Origin of the sequence: Methylobacterium sp. 22177 (assembly GCF_052045615.1) — a bacterium.
In the GTDB taxonomy this organism is placed as follows: Bacteria; Pseudomonadota; Alphaproteobacteria; order Rhizobiales; family Beijerinckiaceae; genus Methylobacterium; species Methylobacterium radiotolerans.
Genome location: NZ_JBQEPK010000009.1, coordinates 67,110 through 89,435 on the forward strand (window position 1 = coordinate 67,110; position 22,326 = coordinate 89,435).

A 22,326-nucleotide genomic window follows, 5' to 3' on the forward strand; every position below is an offset into this window, starting at 1 on the left:
ACCGGGTCGCCCGCGTCGCTCAGATCGCCCGAGGCGTTCAGGCGCCGCAGCGGGCGCGCTTCTGCTCGCGGGCGACGCCCTGGCGGACGCCGCTGCCGGCATTCGGGAACTTCCGGTCCAGCTCGGCCAGGGTCGCGCAGGCCTGCTCGCGGGCGCCGAGCGCGTTGAGCGTGACGCCGAGCTTCAGCATGGCGTCGGGGGCCTGGGAGGAGCGGGCGTAGTCGGTCGAGACCTTCAGGAACTGCTCGGCGGCCTCGCGGTTGCGGCCGCGGGCGAGGTAGCTCTCGCCGAGCCAGTAGGTCGCGCCGGCGACGCGGTTGTCGCGGGGATGGGACTGGATGAACTGGCGCAGGCCCATCTCGGCCTGCTCGTACTGCTTGGCGCGGTACAGCTCGACCGCGGCGTCGTAATCGGCGGCCGGATCGCCCGTCCGGGTCGCCGCCACGCTCTCGGAGGGCCGCGCCGGGATCGCCCCGGTCCGGGCCGGCGGCCGCAGGTCCACCGGCTCGTCGTAGCCGGAGGTCCCGGCCTCCGCGTCCTCCTCGTTCGGCTCGCCGATCGCGCCCTGCGGCAGGCGCTGCGGCCGCGGCGCCGCCTCGGCGGCCTCCTCGGCCTCGCGGCGGGGCAGCGGCGCGGAGGGCTGCGTGCTGCCGAGCTGCATCGGGGCGCCGGGGGCGCCGGGGGCCTGCGACGGGTCGAAGGCGTCGCCGCGCTTGCCGGGGCGGCCGGCGCCCGGGTTGCCGCCGTTGACGGGGCCCGACGGCGCGGGGGCGGCCGAGGGCTTGCCGCCCTTGCCCTCGTTCAGGCGGTACTCGACGTCCTCCTGGAACTTGCGCAGCTGCTCCTTGAGCTGGCGGTTCTCGTACTGGAGGGTCTCGATCTGTCCCGCCATCATCCGGGACTGGTTCTCGATGCGGCCGAGGCGCACCACCAGTTCCGAAGCGTCCTGCGCGGCGGCCGGGTGGCCGAGGAGCGCGGCACCGAGGGCGGTGGCGAGGGCGAGGCGGGTGCGAAGGCGGGCGGGCATGGTTCGGCTGCGGTCCGGTGTCGGCGCGAGGCCCTAACAGATGCGCCGCACCGCGGCAAAACTGCGGCGCGGCCGAAGGTGTGATCGAGAGCATCGATCGGAGGCGGCGGCCCGAGAGCCGCCGCCGGAGCGCGGCCGCGCGGCGGCTTACGCGCCGGCGCCGCGGTCGAGGACGATCACCGCGCGGCGGTTCTGCGACCAGCAGGAGATGTCGTTGCACACCGCCACCGGCCGCTCCTTGCCGTACGACACGGTCCGCATCCGGCTCGCCGCGATGCCGCGGGTGGCGAGGTAGTCGTTCACCGCCTGGGCCCGGCGGGCGCCGAGGGAGAAGTTGTACTCGCGGGTGCCGCGCTCGTCGGCGTGGCCCTCGATGATGAAGGTGTAGCGCGGGTAGCGCTGCAGCCACGCGGCCTGCTTGTCGAGGGTCGCGGTCGCGGTGGGCGTCAGGTCGGTGGAATCCGACTCGAAGAAGACCCGGTCGCCGATATTGACGACGAAGTCCTGGGCGCTGCCGGGGGTCGCGGCACCCGCCCCGAAGGCGGAGGCGTCGGCGAGGTCCTTGTCGTTGCTGCAGGCGCCCAGGCCGAGGGCGGCGACGAGCGCGAGGCCGAGGGCGGCGGCGCGGAAACGCTGGGGCATGGTCTGAAAAACTCCTCGAGCGGTGCCGAAGGCCGGCTGCTGGTCTTCGAGGCGGGTCCGCGTATTCCTGGCGCCGTTGGTAGGCGGGGTTGGTTAAGCGACGGTTCCGCCGCGCGGCGCGGGGGCGTGGTGACGGTCCGCACCGGTCGACGGCGTGCGCTGACACACCCGGGACGCGCCCGGAATGCGGCGGCGGCGGGGCGGCGGGCCGCGACGCGGCATTTCGGCCGCCCCGGTTGCGGCGCTGCAACAGGCGCCGGGCCTCCGCCCGGTGACGGGTCCGCGCCGGGCTTTAAGAGATCCTCAACCCTATCGCTCCCTTATCGGCGGGCCGAACACCGGACCTCCCGCATGCGCCCCGCCCAGAGCGTCCTCATCGTCGAGGACAGCTACCTGCTCCTCGAGATCGTCGCGAGCCTGTGCGAGACGCACGGCATCCGGGTGATCGAGGCCTCCACGGGCGAGGCCGCGCTGACCGTCCTGCGCGAGCGGGGCGGCGCGATCGACTGGCTGTTCACCGACATCCACCTGCCCGGGCTGATCGACGGCTGGACGGTGGCCCACGCCTTCCGGGCGATCCATCCGGACCGGCCGGTGGTCTACACCTCGACGGACACGCACGGCCGCAGCGGCGTGCCGGGCAGCCTGTTCCTGCGCAAGCCCTTCCAGATGCAGGAGGTCAACCGCCTGGTCCGGATGATGGTCGAGGGCCTCGGCGAGGCCGGCGCCGACAGCCGGCTCTGCGCGGCGGGCTGAGTCACGGATCCTTCCGACCCGGACCGTCGTCGCGCGCGGCGAAGCCACCCCGGGCGGCGCGCGCTCGGCCGGCTGGACGCCCCGGCTGGACACCTCGGCTCCGGGGGGGCGGCCTCAGCCGCCCCGGAACAGCGCGACGATCTCCGGCGCGGCGAGCCACGCCTCGACCCGCGGGCAGGCGAGATCCCCGGGGGGCATCGCGTCGTAGAGGGCGAAGCTCGCCGCGATGAAGCCCGTGAGGTCGTAGAGCACCGGGAAGTCGTCGCCCCGCGGCTTGGTCTTGAACAGGTACGAGCCGGTCAGGCCGAAATGCTCGGCGATGGGCGGGTAGATCGGCCAGACCACGTCCTGGGCCAGCTCGTCGCCGAGGTAATCCTCGATCTCCACGGGCTCGGGCGTGAGCCCGTTCTCCCGCAGCAGCCGCCGGGCGATGTCGCCGAGGACGTGGACCTTGGGATGGTTCATCAGGTGCATGAAGGCGCCGCGGCGCGCCCAGCGGGTCACCTCGCGCTCCAGCCCGAAACCCAGGGCGTCGGCCGCGCCGACGAGCTCGCGCACGGCCGGGTCCCAGTGGTCGAGGTAGCCCAGGCGGGCGAACACGTCCTCGCGGAACAGGGTCGCGGTGCGGCCAGCGTCGAGGCCGAGCCGGTGGGCGGTGAGGACGATCGCCGAGTGGTACTGGCCGAGCGGCGACGGCGTCAGCTTGAGGGCGGCGAGGTCCGAGGCCTGCCCGACATAGACCATGTCCGGGTGGAAGGCCGAGAACACGATCGACGGGAACAGCTTGAGCCGCGGGTCGGCCGCCCGCACAGTGGCGGCGTCGCCGCCCGGGATCAGCCCGGCCGGGAAGGCCTGCGAGAAGACGTGGTCGTGGGCGCGCAGGGTCCGGATCAGGCCGTCGACGTGGCCGTGGTCGCGCTTCAGCGAGCCCATGGGCAGGTAGCGGACCGGGCTCTTCGGCGCGAGCAGGCGCATGGCCCGGGCGATGCCCCGCGCCTGGCAATTGCCCAGCACCGCGATGCTCGGCCCGTCGCGGGTCGTGGCGGCGCGGGCGCGGTTCCGCCATGGTGTCGCCCAGGTGGGGGCCCAACTGGGTGTCGAGCGGGTGAACGCGCTGCGGGCGCGCCGGGGCAGGTCGTTCAGGGCCACGTCGCGTGCCGGTGTCAGCGGACGGAACAGCGCCCCCGAGGGCCTGTCGCCGTCGTGAAGAAGAGGGTTCGAAGATGGCGTTGAATCCGTATACGGGTCTACCGGCCGAGCGATTCTGGCGCAAGGTCGTCACCAACGTGCCGCCCTTCGCGGTCAATCCGCACCCGAAGGACACGTTCGTGATCGGGCCGACCGACAAGGTCGCCACCGGCGGCTCCTGCTTCGCGCAGCGGGTGGCCGAGGCGGTGCGCGGCGCCGGGTTCAACTACTACCTGACCGAGCCGCCGACCCCCGGCATGAGCGCCGAGGAGGCCAATGCCCGCCAGTTCGGCACGTTCTCGGCGCGCTACGGCAACCTCTACTACACGCGCCAGTTCGTGCAGCTGTTCGACCGGGCCTACGGCAAGTTCGAGCCGGAGCTGAAGGCGTGGCTGCGCGACGACGGCCGCTACGTCGACCCGTTCCGCCCCACGGTCGAGCCGGCGGGCTTCGCCAGCGAGGCCGAGGTGGTCGCGGCGCGCGACGCGCACCTCGCCGAGGTGCGCCGCCTGTTCGAGACGCTGGACGTGTTCGTGCTGACCCTCGGCCTCACGGAAGGCTGGCGCTGGCGGGCCGACGGCGCGGCGCTGCCGCTCGCCCCCGGGGTCGCGGGCGGCACCTTCGATCCGGACCTCTACGAGTGCGTCAACGCCGGCGCGGCCGAGGTTCTGGGCGACCTCAACGGCTTCCTCGACCGGCTCTGGAGCGTGAACCCGAAGGCGCGGGTGATCTTCACGGTCTCGCCGGTGCCGATGATCGCCACCTACATGGACCGGCACGTGATGGAGTCGAACAGCTACTCCAAGTCGGTGCTGCGGGTGGCGGCCGGCGAGGTGGTCGGCCGGGGCGACCCGCGGGCGGTCTACTTTCCCGCCTACGACATCGTCACGAGCAACGTGAATGCCGGGCGCTACTACAACGAGGACCAGCGCACCATCAACGACGCGGGCGTGCGCCACGTGATGCGCCTGTTCCTGGCGACCTTCGCGCGCGACCGGGTGTCCCCCGCCCCGACCCACGCACCGGTGGACCTCGCCGCGGAGTTCGAGGGCAATGCCGGCGTGATCTGCGACGAGGAGGAGATCGAGCGCAGCGTGGCCTGACAGGGCCTAGCGTGGCGTGGGGTTTGCCTCCGGCCGGGCGTTTCGGGCAGTCTCGGCCGCCCGGGCGCCCGCGCCCTTCCGGAGACGAGTCCCTTGAGCCTGCCCCCGCCCCGCCGCGCCGACCACGACATCGATCCGGTCTTCGTGAAGCGGCACTCGCCCCGCGCCTTCACGGGCGAGGCCGTGCCCGAATCCGAGCTGATGCGGATGATCGAGGCGGCGCGCTGGTCGCCCTCCGCCTACAACTCGCAGCCCTGGCGCTTCCTCTACGCGCTCCGGGGCGACGCCCACTGGGACACGTTCTTCGACCTCCTGGTGCCGGGCAATCAGAAATGGGTGTCCGGCACCGGCGCGATCCTGTTCCTGGTCTCGAACGGGCTCATGAAGGTCGGCGACGAGCTCAAGCCCTCCTACAGCCACTCCTTCGACGCCGGCACCGCCTCGCTGGCCTTCCAGCTCCAGGCGATCCACCAGGGCTGGCACGCCCACGGCATGGTCGGGTTCGACCATGTCCGCGCCCCCGCGGTGCTGCGCCTGCCCGAGAACCACCGGATCGAGGCCGCCTTCGCGGTCGGCCGCAAGATCCCGGAGGCGGACCTCACCGAGGAGCAGCGGCCCCGCGAGACCCCGAACGGCCGCCGGCCGATCACCGACTTCACCATCGCGGGACCGTTCCCGCCGGCCGCCGGCTGAGACGGCCGGAACCCGCTTGCACGACCGGCGATTGGCTCCGCATCGCGACGCCGTCGCAGGCCCGGGGGCGCCCGCCCTCGGGCCCGGGCCGGGGGCCGGCGCCGCGCGCCTCCTGTCCACCCTCCGACGCTTCGGGAGCTGGCTCATGGATCCGTCCGACACCGCCGCGTCCGATCCCTTCCGGGACGACGGGCCGTTCGACTCCGTCTCCGGGCTGCAGGCCGTCGCCGACCGCCACGGGGTCGGCCTGGACGCGGTGCGCCACCTGATCCGGGCCCTGGAGCGCGGCCACGGCACGATGGCGCAGTTCGACCATCCCGATCTCGGCGGGATGGGGCAGTGGTTTTCCGGCGGGATGGTGATGGTCGGCCGGATGTTCGACGACGCGCTGAAGGCGCGGGTCGACGCGCTCTGCACCGAATTGGCCGGGGCGCTCCCGGCGGGCGGCTTCTCGGAGGCCGCGCCCGCGGCGCGCCGGGGCGGCGGCGAGTGGTGGCCGGCCGGCCTCGGGGATCCGGCGAGCACCGGCGCGCAGAACGGGCTGCGCTACGCCTATTTCCCCGACAGACGGCGGCTCGCCGTCGACGCGGGGTCCGGGATCGCGCTCTACGACACCGGCGAGCACCGCATCACCGGCGTCTCTCAGGCGAACGGCAGCCTCGGCTTCACGGGACCGGCCGGGGCCGTCGCCCTCGACCGCCTGCGCCGGATCGAGGCGGAGGTCGCCGCGCCGCGCCAAGCGGACCCGGCCGGGATCCCGGCGAGCGCCGCGTCGCCTATCTCTTCGCCTGCCCCGTCGCCCGCCCCTTCGGCCGCGCCGGACCGGTCATCCGCGGACGACGTTCTCGCGACCATCGAGCGGCTGGCCGACCTGCACGCGCGCGGCGTGCTCACCGAGGCGGAATTCGCGACCAAGAAGGCGGAGCTGCTGGCGCGGCTGTGACCGGCGCCCGCTCGTCCGACCCTCCGTCCCCGTCCCGGCGCGCCCGGGACCGCCAAGGGCGAGGGTCGGGCCTGCCGGTTCCGGACGGCCTCAGACGATGCCGACGCGGAGCAGGTCGTGGACGTGCACGATGCCCACGGGCCGTCCGTCCGTGACGGCGAAGACCGCCGTGATCAGCCGGCGGTTCATCAGCTCCAGCGCGGCCTGGGCGAGCTTGTGGGGCTCCACCGTCACCGGGTCCCGGGTCATGACCGTCGAGACCGGCGTGTCGAGGAGCGCCGGACCCATGTGGCGGCGCAGGTCGCCGTCCGTGACGATGCCGACGAGGCGGCCGGCCGCGTCCGTGACGCCGACGCAGCCGTAGCGCCGCGCCGCGATCTCGATCAGCACCTCGGACATGAGCGCGGTCTCGTGGACCAGCGGCATGTCCTGGGGGCCGTGCATCACCTGCTGCACGGTCCTGAGGCGGGCCGCGAGGGTGCCGCCCGGATGCAGGGTGTGGAAGCGCGCCGAGGTGAAGCCGCGCCGCTCCAGCAGCGCCACCGCCAGGGCGTCGCCCAGCGCCAGCTGGATCAGGCTGGAGGAGGTCGGCGCGAGGTCGTGGGGGCAGGATTCCCGCACGCGGGGCAGCTCCAGCAGCACGTCGGCGGCCTTGCCGAGGGTGCTCTCGCCGTTGCGGGTGATCGCCACCAGGGGGATCGAGAACCGGCGGCTGAAGCCGACGAGGTCGGACAGTTCCGCGGTCTCCCCCGACCACGACAGCGCGATGATGACGTCGTCCCGGGCGATCATCCCGAGGTCGCCGTGGCTCGCCTCGGTCGGGTGGACGAAGAAGGCGTGGGTGCCGGTGGAGGCCAGCGTCGCGGCGATCTTGCGGCCCACATGGCCGCTCTTGCCGATGCCGCTCACGATGACGCGGCCCTTGCTCTGCAGGATCGTCTGCACCGCCTCCTCGAAGGCCGCGCCGAGCCGGCCCTGGAAGGCCACGCTCGCCTCCTGCAAGGCCGCGATGCCGAGCTGGAGGCTGCGGATCCCGAGGTCGCGGGTGGTGGCGAGATGCGCCGACGGCGCGTCGTAGCGGTCGTCGCGCAGGGCGCTGGAGGCGGGAGCGTTCATCGGTTCCGTTCTTGACCCGTCGTCCGGATCCGGCAGCGGGGGCCGGTATCGGGGAGCGGCGCAGCGAGGCGTCTCCGGCGACGCTAGGCAGCCGTCGTGGTTGAAATGTGACGCGGGGACGACGCAGCGCCGCACTCTGGTTGAAGGCGCGGCCGCCGAGGTCCATGCTGCCCGCACACCGTCCCGCGCCGCGGGCCCCAGGAGGGCACGAGCCCTATGACCATCCGCTTCCCCGATCCCGATCCCGCGATCCTCGCCCGCCGCGAGGCGATCCTGGCCGGCCTCGCGCCCCTGGTGGCACCGGAGGCGCTGGTGGTGAGCGAGGACGAGCGCCGGGCCTTCGAGACCGACGGGCTGACCGCGTACCGGCAGATGCCGCTGGCCGTGGTCCTGCCCTCCACCACCGCGGAGGTCTCCGCCGTGATGGCCTATTGCCACGCCAACGGCGTGCGGGTCGTGCCCCGGGGCGCCGGCACGTCGCTCGCGGGCGGCGCCATCGCGCAGGCCGACGCGATCATCCTGGGCGTCGGCAAGATGACCAAGGTCCTCGACATGGACTTCGCCAACCGCACCGCCCGGGTGCAGAGCGGCATCACCAACCTCGCCATCTCCGGGGCGGTCAGCCACGAGGGCTTCTTCTACGCCCCCGACCCGTCGAGCCAGCTCGCCTGCACGATCGCCGGCAACATCGCGATGAATTCCGGCGGCGCGCACTGTCTGAAATACGGCGTGACCACCAACAACCTGCTCGGCGTCACCCTGGTGCTCAACGACGGCACCGTCGTGGAGATCGGCGGCCAGCACCTCGACAGCGGCGGCTACGACCTGCTCGGCCTCGTCTGCGGCTCGGAGGGTCAGCTCGGCATCGTCACCGAGGCGACCGTGCGGATCCTGCGCGCCGCCGAGGGCGCGCGCCCGGTGCTGGTCGGCTTCTCGAGGGTCGAGGACGCGGGCGACTGCGTCGCGGCGATCATCGCGGCCGGGATCATCCCGGTGGCGATCGAGTACATGGACCGCGAGGCGATCCTCATCACCGAGGACTTCGCCCAGGCCGGCTATCCCCGCGACGCCGAGGCGATGCTGATCATCGAGGTCGAGGGCTCGGACGCCGAGTGCGACGCCATGCTGGCGCGGATCGAGACGATCGCCCGGGATTTCCGCCCGACCAGCGTGCGCGTCTCGCGCTCGGAGGCGGAGTCGGCCGCGATCTGGAAGGGGCGCAAGTCGGCCTTCGGGGCCACCGGCCGGATCTCCGACTACATCTGCATGGACGGCACGATCCCCACCGGCCAGCTCGGGCCGGTGCTGGAGCGGATCGGGGCGATCTGCGCCGAGAAGGGCCTGCGGGTCGCCAACGTGTTCCACGCGGGCGACGGCAACCTGCACCCGCTGATCCTGTTCGACATCAACCGGCCCGGCGAGCTGCAGAAGGCCGAGGCCGCGGGCGACGAGATCCTGAAGCTCTGCGTCGAGGTCGGCGGCTGCCTGACCGGCGAGCACGGCGTCGGGATCGAGAAGCGCGAGCTGATGCGCTTCCAGTACGACCAGGTCGATCTCGAGCAGCAGATGCGGGTCAAGGCGGTGTTCGATCCGGACTGGATGCTGAACCCCGCCAAGGTGTTCCCGCTGGACGGGCGGCTCGCGGCCTGAACCGGGCCGCGCGGCGGGGTCCGGCCGAGGTGCAGGCCAGGACGCACGGCCAGGACGCACGGCCGAGGCGTCCGGAGCGGTGCGGGCGCGGCCGTCTCCGACCGCGCATCCGCCCCCGTCCGGCCCTCGCGGCCGCGCTCAGGCGGCTTCGACCTTGCGGCTCGCCCGGGCCTTGGTCGCGGCGGTCGCGGCCTTGCGGCGGCCGGACGCGGGGGCGGCGGGCGCCTCCTCGGCGGGGGCGGCGGGCTTGTCGCTGGACGGGGACCGGCCCGGCTGGCCGAGGCCGAGGCTCTTGGCGAGCGCCGAGCGCTGTGCCGAGTAGTTCGCCGAAGTGGTCGGGTAATCGGCCGGCAGGCCGTAGCGCTCGCGGTAGGTCTGCGGATCGAGACCGTGCTTGGTCAGGTGGCGCTTCAGCGTCTTGTACGACTTGCCGTCGATGAAGCTGACCAGTCCGTCGGGGCGGATCGACTTGCGGATCTGGGCGGGGGTTGGCCGCTCGACGCTCTCGGTCGCCGGAGCGGCGGGGCCGGCCCCGATCGTGTTCAGCGCCTCGTGGATGCTCGCGATCAGGGCCGGCAATTCGGCCGAGGGCAGCGAGTTGTTGGAAACGTAGGCCGCGACGACGTCCACGGTCCGCTCGATGAAGTCCAATTGCGATGTCGGCGCAGCTTCTGACATTCTCTCATTCCTCGGCACAAATGCCTGATGGGATCCCCACTGTTCGCGAGTTAAGTCAGCGTCCGAAAAATGCAAGCCGCGCCATACAATTATCTGTGATGAGACAGAAGTCTAACTCTGCATCGCGCGGCGAGGCTTACAGGGTATGGTTGCATTGGCGGCACTTAAGGGACACTTCTGAGAGGCTTTATCGGTGTCCGCCCGGCGAATTCTAGTCGCTTCCTCGAAGCGGGTTTTCGCAGCCGGCAGAGACCTTTACGCCCAAGTCGGGGCCCGTCTCTAGACGATCGTATACGGTTGCCGTCCGGCCGTGCCGGGACAATGCGCAATCTTCGTACAGTTGTGCGAAGGCCGGGTGGGGCCCTGCGTCATTTTCGCCACCCGGTCGCGGCCTCAGGCGAAAGTCTTGCGCGGGTCGAAGGCGTCCCGCACCGCCTCGCCGGCGAAGACGAGCAGGCTCAACATCACGGCGATGACCAGGAATCCGGTCAATCCGAGCCAGGGCGCGGTCAGATTGTCCTTGCCCTGCGCGAGAAGCTCTCCGAGGGACGGCGAGCCCGGCGGCAGTCCGAAGCCGAGGAAGTCGAGCGAGGTCAGGGTGGTGATCGAGCCGTTCAGGATGAACGGCAGGAAGGTCAGCGTCGCCACCATGGCATTCGGCAGCAGATGGACCGTCATGATGCGGATGTTCGACAGGCCCAGCGCCCGGGCGGCGCGGACATACTCGAAGTTCCGCGCCCGCAGGAACTCGGCCCGCACCACGCTCACCAGCGCGACCCAGGAGAACAGCAGCATGATCCCGAGCAGGACGAAGAAGCCCGGGGCGATGAAGGCCGAGATGATGATGATCAGGTAGAGGGTCGGGATGCCGCCCCAGACCTCGATGAAGCGCTGGAAGGCGAGATCGACCCAGCCGCCGAAATAGCCCTGCACGGCGCCCGCGACGACGCCGATCACCGACGAGACCGCCGCCAGGATCAGCCCGAACAGGACCGAGATGCGGAAGCCGTAGATCACCCGCGCGAGCACGTCCCGCGTGGTGTTGTCGGTGCCGAGCCAGTGCCAGGGAATGTCCGCGCAGGTGCTGCCGCCGAGCTTCTCGGCGACCGGCTTGCACTGCGCGTCCGTGAGCATCCAGGTGGGCGGCGACGGCGACGGCGTCGGCAGGTCCTCGTTGATCGTGTCGTACGAGAACGGGATCGGCGGCCACAGCGCCCAGCCGTTCGCCGCGATCTCCCGGCGAATCTCGGGGGAGCGGTAGTCGGTCGTGGCGAGGAAGCCGCCGAACTTCTCCTCCGGGTAGTCGACCAGGACCGGGACCAGCCACTCGCCCTTGTAGGACATCACGATCGGGCGGTCGTTGGCGATGAACTCCGCGAACAGGCTGAGCACGAACAGGATCGTGAAGATCACGAACGATCCGTAGCCGAGCCGGTTGCGGCGGAAATTGTCGAGGCGCCGCCGGTTGAGCGGCGAGAGCCGGGCGCGCCGGCCGGCGGCCTCGGGCGGGACCGGGGGCGGCGCCCCCTCGTCCGGCCGCAGGACCAGCGGCTGGGCGCCGGGCATCGGCGCGGGCACGACCTCGCTGTCGCCGGGACGCGTGACCTCGTTCATCCGTGCTGCCTCCCGCGCCGCGCCGCGCGCGCGCCCGCCGCCCCGTGATCCGGGCGGCCCCGCGACCGGCCGGCCGCGGGACGGGGACCGGGGACGCTCAGCCGTCGAGCCGGATCGCGGTGCCGTCGATCTCGGTGGGACGCAGGTTGCCGCTGCGCTCCAGCCAGCGGCGCAGCAGCCGGACGTTGCGGCGGTTGGCCTTGAAGGCGGCGTCGAACAGGTCGCCCGCCACCGGCACCGCGCCGATCAGCCCGTCGAAGGCCACGTTCAGCCCCATCCGGGCCAGCAGCCAGCGCGGCGCCCCGAGGCGCTTCGCCTCGTAGACGATGAAGGACGAGATCACCATGCCGGCCAGGTCGCCGATCACCGGCACGAGGCCGATCAGCGCGTCGAACCCGACCCGACGGTTGATGCCCGGGATGACGAAGGCCGTGTCCATCAGGTGGGCCAGCGTCTCCAGGCGGGCGAGGCTCGCCTCCCGGCCGAGATCCGCCGACAGGAAGGGGGGCCGGGTTCCGGCGCCGGTCCCGCCTCCGGGGAAGGTCTCGGCACGGGCGAAACGCCCGGACTGGGCAGCCTGGGTGAAGTCCATGGTCGGGATCCGTCGGGAAGCCATCGTCCCCAACGATGTGGCCCCCCGTCCGGATCCCCGCAAGGACGGCGCCCGCTCGGCGCGCGCCGCCCGTCGTGGCGTCTCCCATGGCGCCTCCCATGGCGCCTCTCACGCCGCCGCCCCGGGGAGCCCGCGCATGCGGTCGAGCGCCGCATCCAGGGTGGCGTCGTCCTTGGCGAAGCAGAGCCGGACGAGGCCGCGCACGGAGGCGTCCGGGTAGAAGGCGCTCACGGGGATCGCCGCGACGCCGTGACGGGTGACGAGGGCCTCGCAGAAGGCCACGTCGTCGGTGTGGCCCAGCGCGGCGACGTCGACGTTGAGGAACCACGTGGCCTGGGCCGGCAGCACGGTGAAGCCGAGCCCGCGCAGGCCGTCCGCGAGCCGGTCGCGGGACCGGGCGTAGCCGGCCCGCATCGCCTCGAACCACGGGGCCGGCTTGCCCAGCCCGTAGGCCACCGCCTCCTGGAGGTTCGGGGGCGTGGTGAAGGTCAGGAACTGGTGCGCCTTGGCGAGCCCGCGCATCAGCCGGGCCTCGGCCATCACGAAGCCGACCTTCCAGCCGGTGAGCGAGAAGATCTTGCCGGCCGAGCCGATCTTGACGGTCCGCTCCCGCATCCCGGGCAGCGCCATCAGCGGCCTGTGGCGCGCGCCGTCGAACACCACGTGCTCCCAGACCTCGTCGCAGAGGGCGGTCACGTCGAAGCGCTGGCAGTAGCGGGCGAGCAGGTCGAGGTCCTCCGGCGCGAACAGCGTGGCGCTCGGGTTGAGGGGATTGTTCAGCACCACGACCCGGGTCCGCGCCCCGAAGGCCTGCGCCAGCGCGGCCTCGTCGAGGCGGAAGGCCGGGGGCCGCAGCGGCACGATCCGCGGAACGCCGCCCGCCCGCCGGACCAGGGGCAGGTAGGCATCGTACATGGGCGCGAACAGCACGACCTCGTCGCCGGGCTCGATCAGCGCCAGGAGCGCGCCGGCCAGGGCCTCGGTCGCCCCGGAGGTGACCATCACCTCGGTCTCCGGGTCGAGGTCGAGCCCCTGGTGCCGCGCGTAGTGCGCGGCGACCGCCTCGCGCAGGGCCGGCAGGCCCATCATCGGCGGGTACTGGTTCCAGCCGTCCAGGAGCGCCCGCGCGCCCCGCTCTCGGACGTCCGCCGGCCCGGGATCGTCCGGGAAACCCTGGCCGAGATTGATCGCGCCGTGGACCCGCGCGAGCCGCGACATGGTCTCGAACACGGTCGTGGGCAGCGCGTCGAAGACGGGGTTGATGAAGGCGGGCGTCATGCGGCGCCGGGGATCGGGGAGGTCGGCATGGCGGGTCTCGGCATCGCCGGCCCTTAGCATGGCCGCGCAGGGCCGTCGCGCGTCGCGGAATGTGCGCCTTCGCACAGACCCGGTCGCCGAAGCGCGACCGACGGCTGACGAATATTGACATTCATCAGCCGTCTCGTAGGTTCGGGTCACGGCCGGAGCGGCGCACTCGCCGACGGGGCTTCGCCCCCTCGCCCCGTCAGCGGGGTGCCGCTCCGGTCCCCAGAAGGGCCATCGACTTGCGGGTCGGTGGCCCTTTCGGCATGTGCGGCGGCGGCCGCACCGCTCGCCGGCCCCCGGAGACGACGATGCCGCCCTCCTCACGCGCGCTCCTCGGCTGCCTGGTCCTGGCGCTGCTGATCGGCGGTCTCGGGCTCGGCCTGCGCCGCGCCGTGGCCGTCACCCCGGTCGATCCCGCGTTCCGGGCGGTGCTGCGCGCTTATGCTGCACCGGACGCGTCCGGCGGAACCCAGCAACACGAGTGAAACGTCGCCGCCCTAGTGACGGCGCATTGGCCGGGCACCGGTGGAGCGTACCGCGAGGTGCGCGCGCGGCCCGGCCGCGGGCGACCATGTCGCCGCGGTAAGGAGCCGTTCGGGACCCGGACAGCTTTATGGGCTTACGCTCCCGCACACGGGATCGGAGCCGCCGGGTCCCGCGGGATCGGGCGGCTTCAGGACGGGCTTCCGGGACGCGGCGTTCCGGAGGCGGCATGGGGGCTTGGACAGCGAGGGATAGGGTGCCGCCGGTCGCGCTGACGACCGTCCTGTGCTCTAGTCAGGCATGAACGAGAGTTCACCGATCCGGACCGACACGGCCCGCGCCTACCAGCCCGGCGAGGCGCCCGCGCGCGAGGTCCGGACGCGGCGCTTCCGGCCGATCCGCTGGCTCGTGATCCTGGTGCTGCTCGCCGGCGCCGGGGCGATCGGGCACCGCTGGTACGAGGCCCGCACCGACAGGGGTGCCGAGCCCGCGACGGCGCACCGGACCGGCGGCCGCGGCGGCCGGCACGGCGGCTCCGACATGCCGCAGGCGGTGGGTATCGCCAGCGTCACGACTGGCGACATGCCGGTGGTGCTGCAGGGCCTCGGCACCGTGACGCCGCTCGCCACCGTGACGGTGAAGTCGCAGATCAGCGGCTACCTCACGCAGGTGCAGTTCCGGGAGGGCCAGACCGTGAAGGCGGGCGACGAGCTCGCCCGGATCGATGCCCGCCCCTACGAGGCGCTGCTCGCCCAGTATCAGGGCCAGCTCGCCCGCGATCAGGCGCTGCTCCAGAACTCGAAGCTCGACCTGCAGCGCTATCAGACGCTGAACCGGCAGGACTCGATCTCGAAGCAGAACGTCGACACGCAGGCCGCGCTGGTGAAGCAGAACGAGGGCACGGTCGCGGCCGACCAGGCGCTCGTCGACCAGCAGAGGCTCAACATCGCCTACACGCACATCACGTCGCCCGTGGACGGCCGGGTCGGCCTGCGCCAGGTCGACCAGGGCAACTACATCTCGGCCGCCTCCACGGCGATCGTGGTGGTGACCCAGCTCCACCCGATCTCGGTGGTCTTCACCCTGCCGGAGGACGACGTGTCGCGGGTGATGCGGCAGGTGCGGGCGGGCGCGAAGCTCACCGTGCGGGCCTACGACCGCGGCGACGCCCACGAGATCGCCACCGGCCGCCTCGACACGGTCGACAACCAGATCGACACGACCACCGGCACAGTGAAGCTGCGCGCGCTGTTCGACAACGCCGACGAGGAGCTGTTCCCGAACCAGTTCGTCAACGCCAAGCTGACCGTCGACACGGTGCGGGGCGCGACGCTGGTGCCGAATTCCAGCCTGCTCCAGGGCACGCCCGGCACCTACGTCTACCTGATGGACGGGGACAGCAAGGTCACGGTCCGGCCGATCAAGACCGGCGAGACCGACGGCACCACCACCGTGGTGGTCTCCGGCCTCAAGCCGGGCGACCGGGTCGTCACGGACGGCACCGACCGGCTGAAGGACGGCGCGCCGGTGCGGATCACCGAGGGCGCACAGGCGGCTGCGGGCGACGGGAAGGCTGCCGAGAAGGCTGATGGCCGCCCCGGTGCACCGACCGAGGCTGCGGCGGCGGATTCGCAGGGGACAGCGGAGGGCGGTCGTCGGCACCGGCGCCGTCAGGCGCAGTGAGGGGATTGGCCGCGCGCGTGTGCGGCTTCCCCCCCTCTCCCCGCACGCGGGGAGAGGGCTCCGGCGACCTCGTCGTCGCCGGAGCGAGGCGGCAGCCGAAGGTGAGGGGGCTTGGCCGTAAGAGCCTCATCCTGCGGCACCCCCTCACCGCCGCTGCGGTTTCGCCTCCGCTTCCCGCAGGCACGACGAGGTGCCTGCGGGCCTCTCCCCGCCCGTGGGGAGAGGGGAAAAAGGCGGCGCGTCCATGAACCCGTCCCGCCTCTTCATCCTCCGCCCGGTCGCCACGACGCTCTTGATGCTGGCGATCCTGATCGTCGGCGGCGTGTCGTACCTGAACCTGCCGGTCTCGGCGCTGCCGGCGGTCGATTACCCGACGATCCAGGTCCAGACCTTCTATCCCGGCGCCAGCCCGGAGGTGATGACCTCCTCGGTGACGGCGCCGCTGGAGCGGCAGTTCGGCCAGCTCGCCAACCTCAACCAGATGACCTCGCAATCCTCCGCGGGGGCGTCGGTCATCACCCTGCAGTTCAGCCTGGACCTGCCGCTCGACATCGCCGAGCAGCAGGTCCAGGCGGCGATCAACGCCGCCGGCAACCTCCTGCCCTCCGACCTGCCGGCGCCGCCGATCTACGCCAAGGTCAACCCGGCCGACGCGCCGGTGCTGACGCTGGCGCTGACCTCGAAGACCCTGCCGCTCACCCAGGTGCGCGACCTCGCCGAGTCGCGGCTGGCCCAGAAGATCAGCCAGGTGGCGGGCGTCGGCCTCGTGAGCATCTCGGGCGGCCAGCGCCCGGCCGTGCGGGTGCGGTTCAACGCGCGGGCGCTCGCCGCCTACGGGCTCAACATCGACGACCTGCGCACCACCATCACCAACCTCAACGTCAACACGCCGAAGGGCACGATCGACGGGCCGAAGCAGTCCTACGCGATCAATGCCAACGACCAGATCCGCGACCCGAAGGCCTACGACGCGGCGATCATCGCCTACCGCAACGGCGCCCCGGTGATGCTCTCGGAGGTGGCCGACGTGGTCGAGGGGCCGGAGAACACCAAGCTCGGCGCCTGGGCCGACGCGACGCCGGCGGTGATCCTCAACATCCAGCGCCAGCCGGGCGCCAACGTCATCGCGACCGTCGACAAGATCAAGGCGCTGCTGCCCCAGCTCCAGGCGAGCCTGCCGGCCGCCGTGGCGGTGGCGCCGCTCACCGACCGGACCACCACGATCCGCGCCTCCGTGGAGGACGTGCAGTTCGAGCTCGGCCTCGCCATCGCCCTCGTGGTGCTGGTGATCTTCCTGTTCCTGCGCAGCCTGTCGGCGACCCTGATCCCGAGCCTGTCGGTGCCCCTGTCGCTGGTCGGCGCCCTGTCGGTGATGGACCTGTACGGCTTCTCCCTCGACAACCTGTCGCTGATGGCGCTCACCATCGCCACCGGCTTCGTGGTCGACGACGCCATCGTGGTGATCGAGAACATCGCCCGCCACGTGGAGGCCGGCGACTCGCCCCTGGAGGCAGCCCTCAAGGGCTCCCGCGAGATCGGCTTCACCATCATCTCGCTCACCGTCTCGCTGATCGCCGTGCTGATCCCGCTCCTGTTCATGGGCGACGTGGTCGGGCGGCTGTTCCACGAATTCGCCATCACGCTGGCGGCCACGATCGTCATCTCGGCGGTGGTCTCGCTGACGCTGGTGCCGATGCTGTGCGCGCGGCTCCTGAAGCACGTCCCGGAAGCCGGTCACCGCCGCCGCGAGGGCGTCCTCTCCCGCCTCGGCCGGCGCGCCGTCGACGGCACGATCGAGTCCTACGGCCGCTCCCTGCGGGTCGTCCTGAACCACCAGGGCCTGACGCTGCTGGTGGCGCTCGGCACGCTCGGGCTCACGATCTACCTGTTCGCGGTGATCCCGAAGGGCTTCTTCCCCGTGCAGGACACGGGCGTGATTCAGGGCATCACCCAGGCCGACCAGTCGGTCTCCTACGCCGCCATGGCCGAGCGCCAGCAGCGGATGGCCGAGATCGTCCTCAAGGACCCGGACGTGGCGAGCCTGTCCTCGTTCATCGGCGTCGACGGCCAGAACGTCACGCTCAATTCCGGCCGGATGCTGATCAACCTCAAGCCCCGGGAGGAGCGCAGCGCGACGGCCAGCGCGATCATCCGGCGGATCTCGGCGGCCGCCGCGAACCAGCCCGGCATGCGGCTCTACATGCAGCCGGTCCAGGACCTGACCATCGACACCGCGGTCTCGGCGACCCAGTACCAGGTGATCCTCGAGAGCCCGAACATCGACGATTTCGAGACCTGGGTGCCGCGCTTCACCGAGGCGCTGGCGAAGTCGCCCGTGGTCACCGACGTGGCGAGCGACCACCAGGGCCAGGGGCTCGCCGCCTACGTGACCATCGACCGGCCCACCGCCGGCCGCTACGGCATCACCCCGGCGACCATCGACAACGCCCTCTACGACGCCTTCGGGCAGCGGATCATCTCGACGATCTTCACCCAGTCCAACCAGTACCGGGTGATCCTGGAAGCCGACCCGAAGCTGCACACGACCCTGCGCAGCCTCGACGCGATCTACCTGCCCTCGTCCACGGCGACCAACGGGCAGGTGCCGCTCTCCGCCGTGGCGCGGATCAGCGAGCGGCGGGCGCCGCTGCTGATCTCGCATCTCGGCCAGTTCCCGGCCACCACCGTGTCGTTCAACCTCGCGCCCGGCGCGGCGCTCGGCCAGGCGGTCGAGGCGATCGACCGGGTCAAGGCCGAGATCGGCCTGCCGCCCTCGTTCCGGGTGGTGCCGCAGGGCTCGGTCTTCGCCTTCCAGTCGGCGCTCGGCAACGAGCTGTTCCTGGTGCTCGCCGCGATCGTCACGGTCTACATCGTGCTGGGCGTGCTCTACGAGAGCTTCATCCACCCGATCACGATCCTCTCGACCCTGCCGTCGGCGGGCATCGGGGCGCTGCTCGGCCTGATGCTGTTCGGGCTGTCGCTCGACATCATCGCGGTGATCGGCATCGTGCTGCTGATCGGCATCGTGAAGAAGAACGCCATCATGATGATCGACTTCGCGCTCCAGGCGGAGCGCGAGGACGGGCTGGAGCCCCGCGAGGCGATCTTCCAGGCCTGCCTCTTACGCTTCCGGCCGATCCTGATGACGACGCTGGCGGCTTTGTTCGCCGCGGTGCCGCTGATCCTGGGCACCGGCGTCGGCTCGGAGCTGCGCCAGCCGCTCGGCATCTGCATCGCGGGCGGCCTGATCGTCAGCCAGGTGCTGACGCTGTTCACGACGCCGGTGATCTACCTGGCGTTCGACCGGCTGGAGCGGCGGATCTCGGGGCGGCGGGATGCTGACCTGACGGGCGGCGAGGCGCTGCCGTGAACATCTCCGAGCCGTTCATCCGGCGGCCGGTGGCGACCACGCTGCTCACGATCGGCGTGCTGCTCGCCGGCCTGTTCGCCTTCCTGAAGCTGCCGGTGGCGCCGCTGCCGCAGATCGACTTCCCGGTCATCCTCGTCCAGGCGCAGATGGCCGGCGCCTCGCCCGACACCATGGCGACCACGGTGGCGGCGCCCTTGGAGCGGCGGCTCGGCGCCATCGCGGACGTCAACGAGATGACGTCCACGAACTCCCTCGGCTCGACCCGGATCGTGCTGCTGTTCGGCCTCAACCGCGACATCGACGGCGCGGCCCGCGACGTCCAGGCCGCCATCAACGCGGCCCGCGCCGACCTGCCCGCCTCGCTCCGGCAGAACCCGACCTACCGGAAATTCAACCCCGCCGACACGCCGATCATCATCCTCGGCATGACCTCGGAGACCCTGACCCGCGGCCAGGTCTACGATTCCGCCGCCACCGTGGTGCAGCAGAAGCTGTCGCAGCTGCCGGGCGTCGGCAACGTCGATATCGGCGGCTCGTCCCTGCCGGCGGTGCGGGTCGAGCTCGATCCCACGGCCCTGTTCAACTACGGCATCGGCCTCGAGGGCATCCGCGCCGCGCTCGCCTCGGCCAACGCCAACTCGCCCAAGGGCGAGATCGACGCGGGCGACCGCCGCTACCAGCTCTACGCCAACGACCAGGGCCGCAAGGCCGCCGATTACCGCGACATCATCGTGGCCTACCGCAACGGCGCCGCGGTGAAGCTCACCGATGTCGGGCAGGTGCTCGACGGGGTCGAGGACAAGCGCAACCTCGGCATCGTCAACGGCAAGCCCGGCGTGCTGCTGTTCGTCTACAAGCAGCCCGGCGCCAACGTGGTCGAGACCATCCGGGCCGTGAAGGAGGCCCTGCCGCAGATCACCGCGTCCCTGCCCGGCGGCATCGACATCAAGCTCACCGGCGACCGCAGCGCCACGATCCGCGCCTCGCTCTCGGCCACCGAGGAGACCCTGCTGGTGGCGGTCGGCCTCGTGATCCTGGTGGTGTACGGCTTCCTGCGCTCCTGGCGGGCCACGCTGATCCCGGCGGTCGCCGTGCCGATCTCGATCGTCGGCACCTTCTCGGCGATGTACCTGCTCGGCTACTCGCTCAACATCCTGTCACTCACCGCGCTGATCATCGGCACCGGCTTCGTGGTCGACGACGCCATCGTGGTGCTGGAGAACGTCCAGCGCCACATCGAGGAGGGCAAGCCCCGGCTCCAGGCGGCGCTGATCGGCGCCCGGGAGGTCGGCTTCACGGTGATCTCGATGAGCCTGTCGCTCATCGCGGTGTTCCTGCCGATCCTGCTGATGGGCGGCCTCGTCGGCCGCATCTTCCAGGAATTTTCGGTGACCCTGTCGCTGTCGATCCTGATTTCCTTGGTGCTCTCGCTCACGACCACGCCGATGATGTGTGCCCGGCTGCTCCGGGCCGAGGGGCATGGTCCCAATGGCGAACCGCCGGCCGGCCGCCGGCCGAACCTGCTGATCCGGATCCTGGAGGGCGGCTTCGCCCGGCTGCTCGGCGCCTACGCGCGGACGCTGGAGGTGGCGCTCGCCCATCCGCGCCTCGTCCTGCTGAGCCTGCTCGCCACGGTCGGGCTCAACGTCTACCTCTACATCATCGTCCCGAAGGGCTTCTTTCCCGAGCAGGATACCGGGCAGATGATGGGCGGCATCCAGGCCGACCAGCGCATCTCGTTCCAGTCGATGGAGAAGAAGCTCACGCAGGCGACCGCGATCGTCGGGGCGGATCCGGCGGTCGAGAGCGTCGTCGGCTTCACGGGCGGCCGCGGCACCAACTCGGCCAACGTCTTCGTCGGCCTGAAGCCGCTCAACGAGCGGGCGCCGATCTCGGCCGTGATGGCGCGGCTGCGGCCGAAGCTCGCGCAGGTCGCGGGCGCGCGCCTCTACGTCTTCCCGCGCCAGGACCTGCAGATGGGCGGCCGCCAGAGCTTCGCCCAGTACCAGTACACCCTCCAGGGGGACACCGCCGAGGAGCTGTTCGCCGCCGCCCCGAAGCTGGTCGCGGCCCTGCAGAAGGACCCGACCTTCGCGGACGTGACCTCGGACCAGCAGGAGGGCGGTCTGGAGAGCCGGGTCGTGATCGACCGGGCGACCGCGTTCCGCTACGGCATCACGCCGAACAAGATCGACAACACCCTCTACGACGCCTTCGGTCAGCGCCAGGTCTCGACGATCTACAACCCGCTGAACCAGTACCACGTCGTGATGGAGATCGCGCCGCGCTACCTGGAGACGCCGGAGACGCTCAAGCAGATCTACGTCTCGACCTCGGGCGGCAACGCGCCGGGCTCGGCCACCACCAACGCGGTCGCCGGCACGGTGGCGGCGGGCGGGACCGTCAACACGAACGCGGCGACCGGCACCAGCAGCCCGGGCAGCGGGTCGTCGGCGAGCGCCGCGACCGGTGTCGCCACGGGCTCCGGAGCGGTGGGCGGCTCCGGGAGTTCCGGCGCCGCCGCGGCGGCGGCCGCCTCCGCCAGCACGGCCGACACCGCCTCGAACGCCGCCGCAATCGCGTCCGACTCGGCCCGCAACGCCTCCGCGAACGCCATCGCGGCGAGCAAGGGCGGCGCCTCGTCGAGCGCGCCGGTCTCGGCCGCCAAGGAGACGATGGTGCCGCTCTCGGCCTTCGCGCGGATCGAGCCCGGCAGCGCCCCCGTGCAGGTGAGCCATCAGGGCCTGTTCGTGGCGACCACGATCTCGTTCAACCTCGCCCCGGGCAAGAGCCTGTCGGACGCGACCGCCGCCATCGACCGGGCCATGGCGTCCCTTCAGCTGCCCGCCACGATCCACGGCGAGTATGCCGGCGCGGCCAAGAACTACGTCGCCTCCGCGTCGCGCCAGCCGCTGCTGATCCTGGCGGCGATCCTGGCGGTCTACGCGGTGCTGGGGATCCTCTACGAGAGCTTCGTGCACCCTCTGACGATCCTCTCGACCCTGCCGTCGGCCGGCGTCGGCGCGGTGCTGGCCCTGCTGGTGACGGGCACCGACTTCACCATCATCGCGCTGATCGCGGTGTTCCTGCTCATCGGCATCGTGAAGAAGAACGCGATCATGATGATCGACGTGGCGATCGACGCCGAGCGGACCCGGGCGGCGAATCCCGTGGACGCGATCCGGGAGGCCTGTCTCCTGCGCTTCCGGCCGATCATGATGACGACGCTGGCCGCCATGCTGGGTGCCGTGCCGCTGATCCTCGCCAACGGCGAGGGCGCGGAGCTGCGCCGCCCGCTGGGCATCGCCATCGTCGGCGGGCTGATTGTGAGCCAGATCCTGACCCTCTACACCACCCCCGTCGTCTACCTCACCCTCGATCGCCTCCGGCACAGGGTGCTCAACCGGCGTCGGCGCGCCGGGCGGGGCGGAGAAGCGGCGCTGCCGGCCGGAGAGTGATGGT

17 protein-coding genes are annotated in these 22,326 nt (G+C 71.7%); 9 read left to right on the forward strand and 8 right to left on the reverse strand.

Annotated elements, in window-relative coordinates; translation table 11 throughout:
* Positions 1-37: 37 nt before the first annotated feature.
* Both ybgF and pal read right to left on the reverse strand, forming a co-directional pair.
* The gene (gene ybgF, locus ACTJK8_RS11345) at positions 38-1,027 is read right to left on the reverse strand and encodes a tol-pal system protein YbgF (RefSeq protein ID WP_012321253.1); all 990 of its coding nucleotides are present in this window, start codon (positions 1,025-1,027) and stop codon (positions 38-40) included.
* Positions 1,028-1,174: 147 nt separating this feature from the next.
* Positions 1,175-1,669: a peptidoglycan-associated lipoprotein Pal gene (pal, locus tag ACTJK8_RS11350; protein ID WP_012321252.1), complete on the reverse strand. Its 495-nt coding sequence runs from the start codon at positions 1,667-1,669 to the stop codon at positions 1,175-1,177.
* 351 nt (positions 1,670-2,020) lie between these two features.
* Here pal and ACTJK8_RS11355 point away from each other — a divergent pair, with 351 nt between their 5' ends.
* Complete coding sequence (locus ACTJK8_RS11355) at positions 2,021-2,425, forward strand: response regulator (protein WP_012321251.1); 405 nt, start codon at positions 2,021-2,023, stop codon at positions 2,423-2,425.
* Positions 2,426-2,539: 114 nt separating this feature from the next.
* Here the strand turns inward: ACTJK8_RS11355 and ACTJK8_RS11360 are convergent, their stop codons facing one another.
* Entirely contained in the window at positions 2,540-3,574 is a 1,035-nt protein-coding gene (locus tag ACTJK8_RS11360; RefSeq protein WP_012321250.1) for a WcbI family polysaccharide biosynthesis putative acetyltransferase, read from the reverse strand.
* Positions 3,575-3,648: 74 nt separating this feature from the next.
* Between ACTJK8_RS11360 and ACTJK8_RS11365 the strand changes: the two genes are divergently transcribed.
* The 3 genes from ACTJK8_RS11365 to ACTJK8_RS11375 all read left to right on the forward strand — a co-directional run bounded on the left by ACTJK8_RS11365 (position 3,649) and on the right by ACTJK8_RS11375 (position 6,352).
* A complete protein-coding gene (locus ACTJK8_RS11365) occupies positions 3,649-4,716 on the forward strand; it encodes a GSCFA domain-containing protein (protein ID WP_059409034.1) in 1,068 nt (355 codons plus the stop codon).
* A gap of 93 nt (positions 4,717-4,809) precedes the next feature.
* Positions 4,810-5,409, forward strand: coding sequence for a nitroreductase family protein (locus ACTJK8_RS11370; protein WP_012321248.1), 600 nt, complete (start codon positions 4,810-4,812; stop codon positions 5,407-5,409).
* Positions 5,410-5,554: 145 nt separating this feature from the next.
* The gene (locus ACTJK8_RS11375; RefSeq protein WP_012321247.1) at positions 5,555-6,352 is read left to right on the forward strand and encodes an SHOCT domain-containing protein; all 798 of its coding nucleotides are present in this window, start codon (positions 5,555-5,557) and stop codon (positions 6,350-6,352) included.
* A gap of 90 nt (positions 6,353-6,442) precedes the next feature.
* Here ACTJK8_RS11375 and ACTJK8_RS11380 read toward each other — a convergent pair whose 3' ends face one another.
* Positions 6,443-7,468 (reverse strand): KpsF/GutQ family sugar-phosphate isomerase, encoded by a 1,026-nt coding sequence (locus tag ACTJK8_RS11380; RefSeq protein ID WP_012321246.1) that lies wholly within the window; start codon positions 7,466-7,468, stop codon positions 6,443-6,445.
* 216 nt (positions 7,469-7,684) lie between these two features.
* Here ACTJK8_RS11380 and ACTJK8_RS11385 point away from each other — a divergent pair, with 216 nt between their 5' ends.
* The gene (locus ACTJK8_RS11385) at positions 7,685-9,118 is read left to right on the forward strand and encodes an FAD-linked oxidase C-terminal domain-containing protein (protein ID WP_012321245.1); all 1,434 of its coding nucleotides are present in this window, start codon (positions 7,685-7,687) and stop codon (positions 9,116-9,118) included.
* 138 nt (positions 9,119-9,256) lie between these two features.
* On the opposite strand, the gene ACTJK8_RS11390 is transcribed toward ACTJK8_RS11385, so the two are convergent.
* From ACTJK8_RS11390 to ACTJK8_RS11405, 4 genes are all read right to left on the reverse strand, one after another.
* The gene (locus tag ACTJK8_RS11390) at positions 9,257-9,796 is read right to left on the reverse strand and encodes a MucR family transcriptional regulator (protein WP_012321244.1); all 540 of its coding nucleotides are present in this window, start codon (positions 9,794-9,796) and stop codon (positions 9,257-9,259) included.
* Positions 9,797-10,189: 393 nt separating this feature from the next.
* A complete protein-coding gene (locus tag ACTJK8_RS11395; protein WP_024828846.1) occupies positions 10,190-11,410 on the reverse strand; it encodes an ABC transporter permease in 1,221 nt (406 codons plus the stop codon).
* Positions 11,411-11,507: 97 nt separating this feature from the next.
* A complete protein-coding gene (locus tag ACTJK8_RS11400; protein WP_012321242.1) occupies positions 11,508-12,002 on the reverse strand; it encodes a DUF4112 domain-containing protein in 495 nt (164 codons plus the stop codon).
* 129 nt (positions 12,003-12,131) lie between these two features.
* Positions 12,132-13,301, reverse strand: coding sequence for an aminotransferase (locus ACTJK8_RS11405; RefSeq protein ID WP_174805098.1), 1,170 nt, complete (start codon positions 13,299-13,301; stop codon positions 12,132-12,134).
* Positions 13,302-13,636: 335 nt separating this feature from the next.
* On the opposite strand from ACTJK8_RS11405, the gene ACTJK8_RS11410 reads away from it, so the two are divergent.
* The 4 genes from ACTJK8_RS11410 to ACTJK8_RS11425 all read left to right on the forward strand — a co-directional run bounded on the left by ACTJK8_RS11410 (position 13,637) and on the right by ACTJK8_RS11425 (position 22,322).
* On the forward strand, positions 13,637-13,813 hold the full coding sequence (locus tag ACTJK8_RS11410) for a hypothetical protein (protein ID WP_164891353.1): 177 nt from the start codon (positions 13,637-13,639) through the stop codon (positions 13,811-13,813).
* 298 nt (positions 13,814-14,111) lie between these two features.
* On the forward strand, positions 14,112-15,494 hold the full coding sequence (locus ACTJK8_RS11415) for an MdtA/MuxA family multidrug efflux RND transporter periplasmic adaptor subunit (protein WP_012321239.1): 1,383 nt from the start codon (positions 14,112-14,114) through the stop codon (positions 15,492-15,494).
* A gap of 244 nt (positions 15,495-15,738) precedes the next feature.
* Positions 15,739-18,864, forward strand: a complete 3,126-nt coding sequence (locus ACTJK8_RS11420) for an MdtB/MuxB family multidrug efflux RND transporter permease subunit (protein WP_024828849.1) — start codon at positions 15,739-15,741, stop codon at positions 18,862-18,864.
* Complete coding sequence (locus tag ACTJK8_RS11425; RefSeq protein ID WP_234740897.1) at positions 18,861-22,322, forward strand: efflux RND transporter permease subunit; 3,462 nt, start codon at positions 18,861-18,863, stop codon at positions 22,320-22,322. Before ACTJK8_RS11420 ends, ACTJK8_RS11425 begins: the two co-directional genes overlap by 4 nt.
* Positions 22,323-22,326 lie beyond the last annotated feature (4 nt).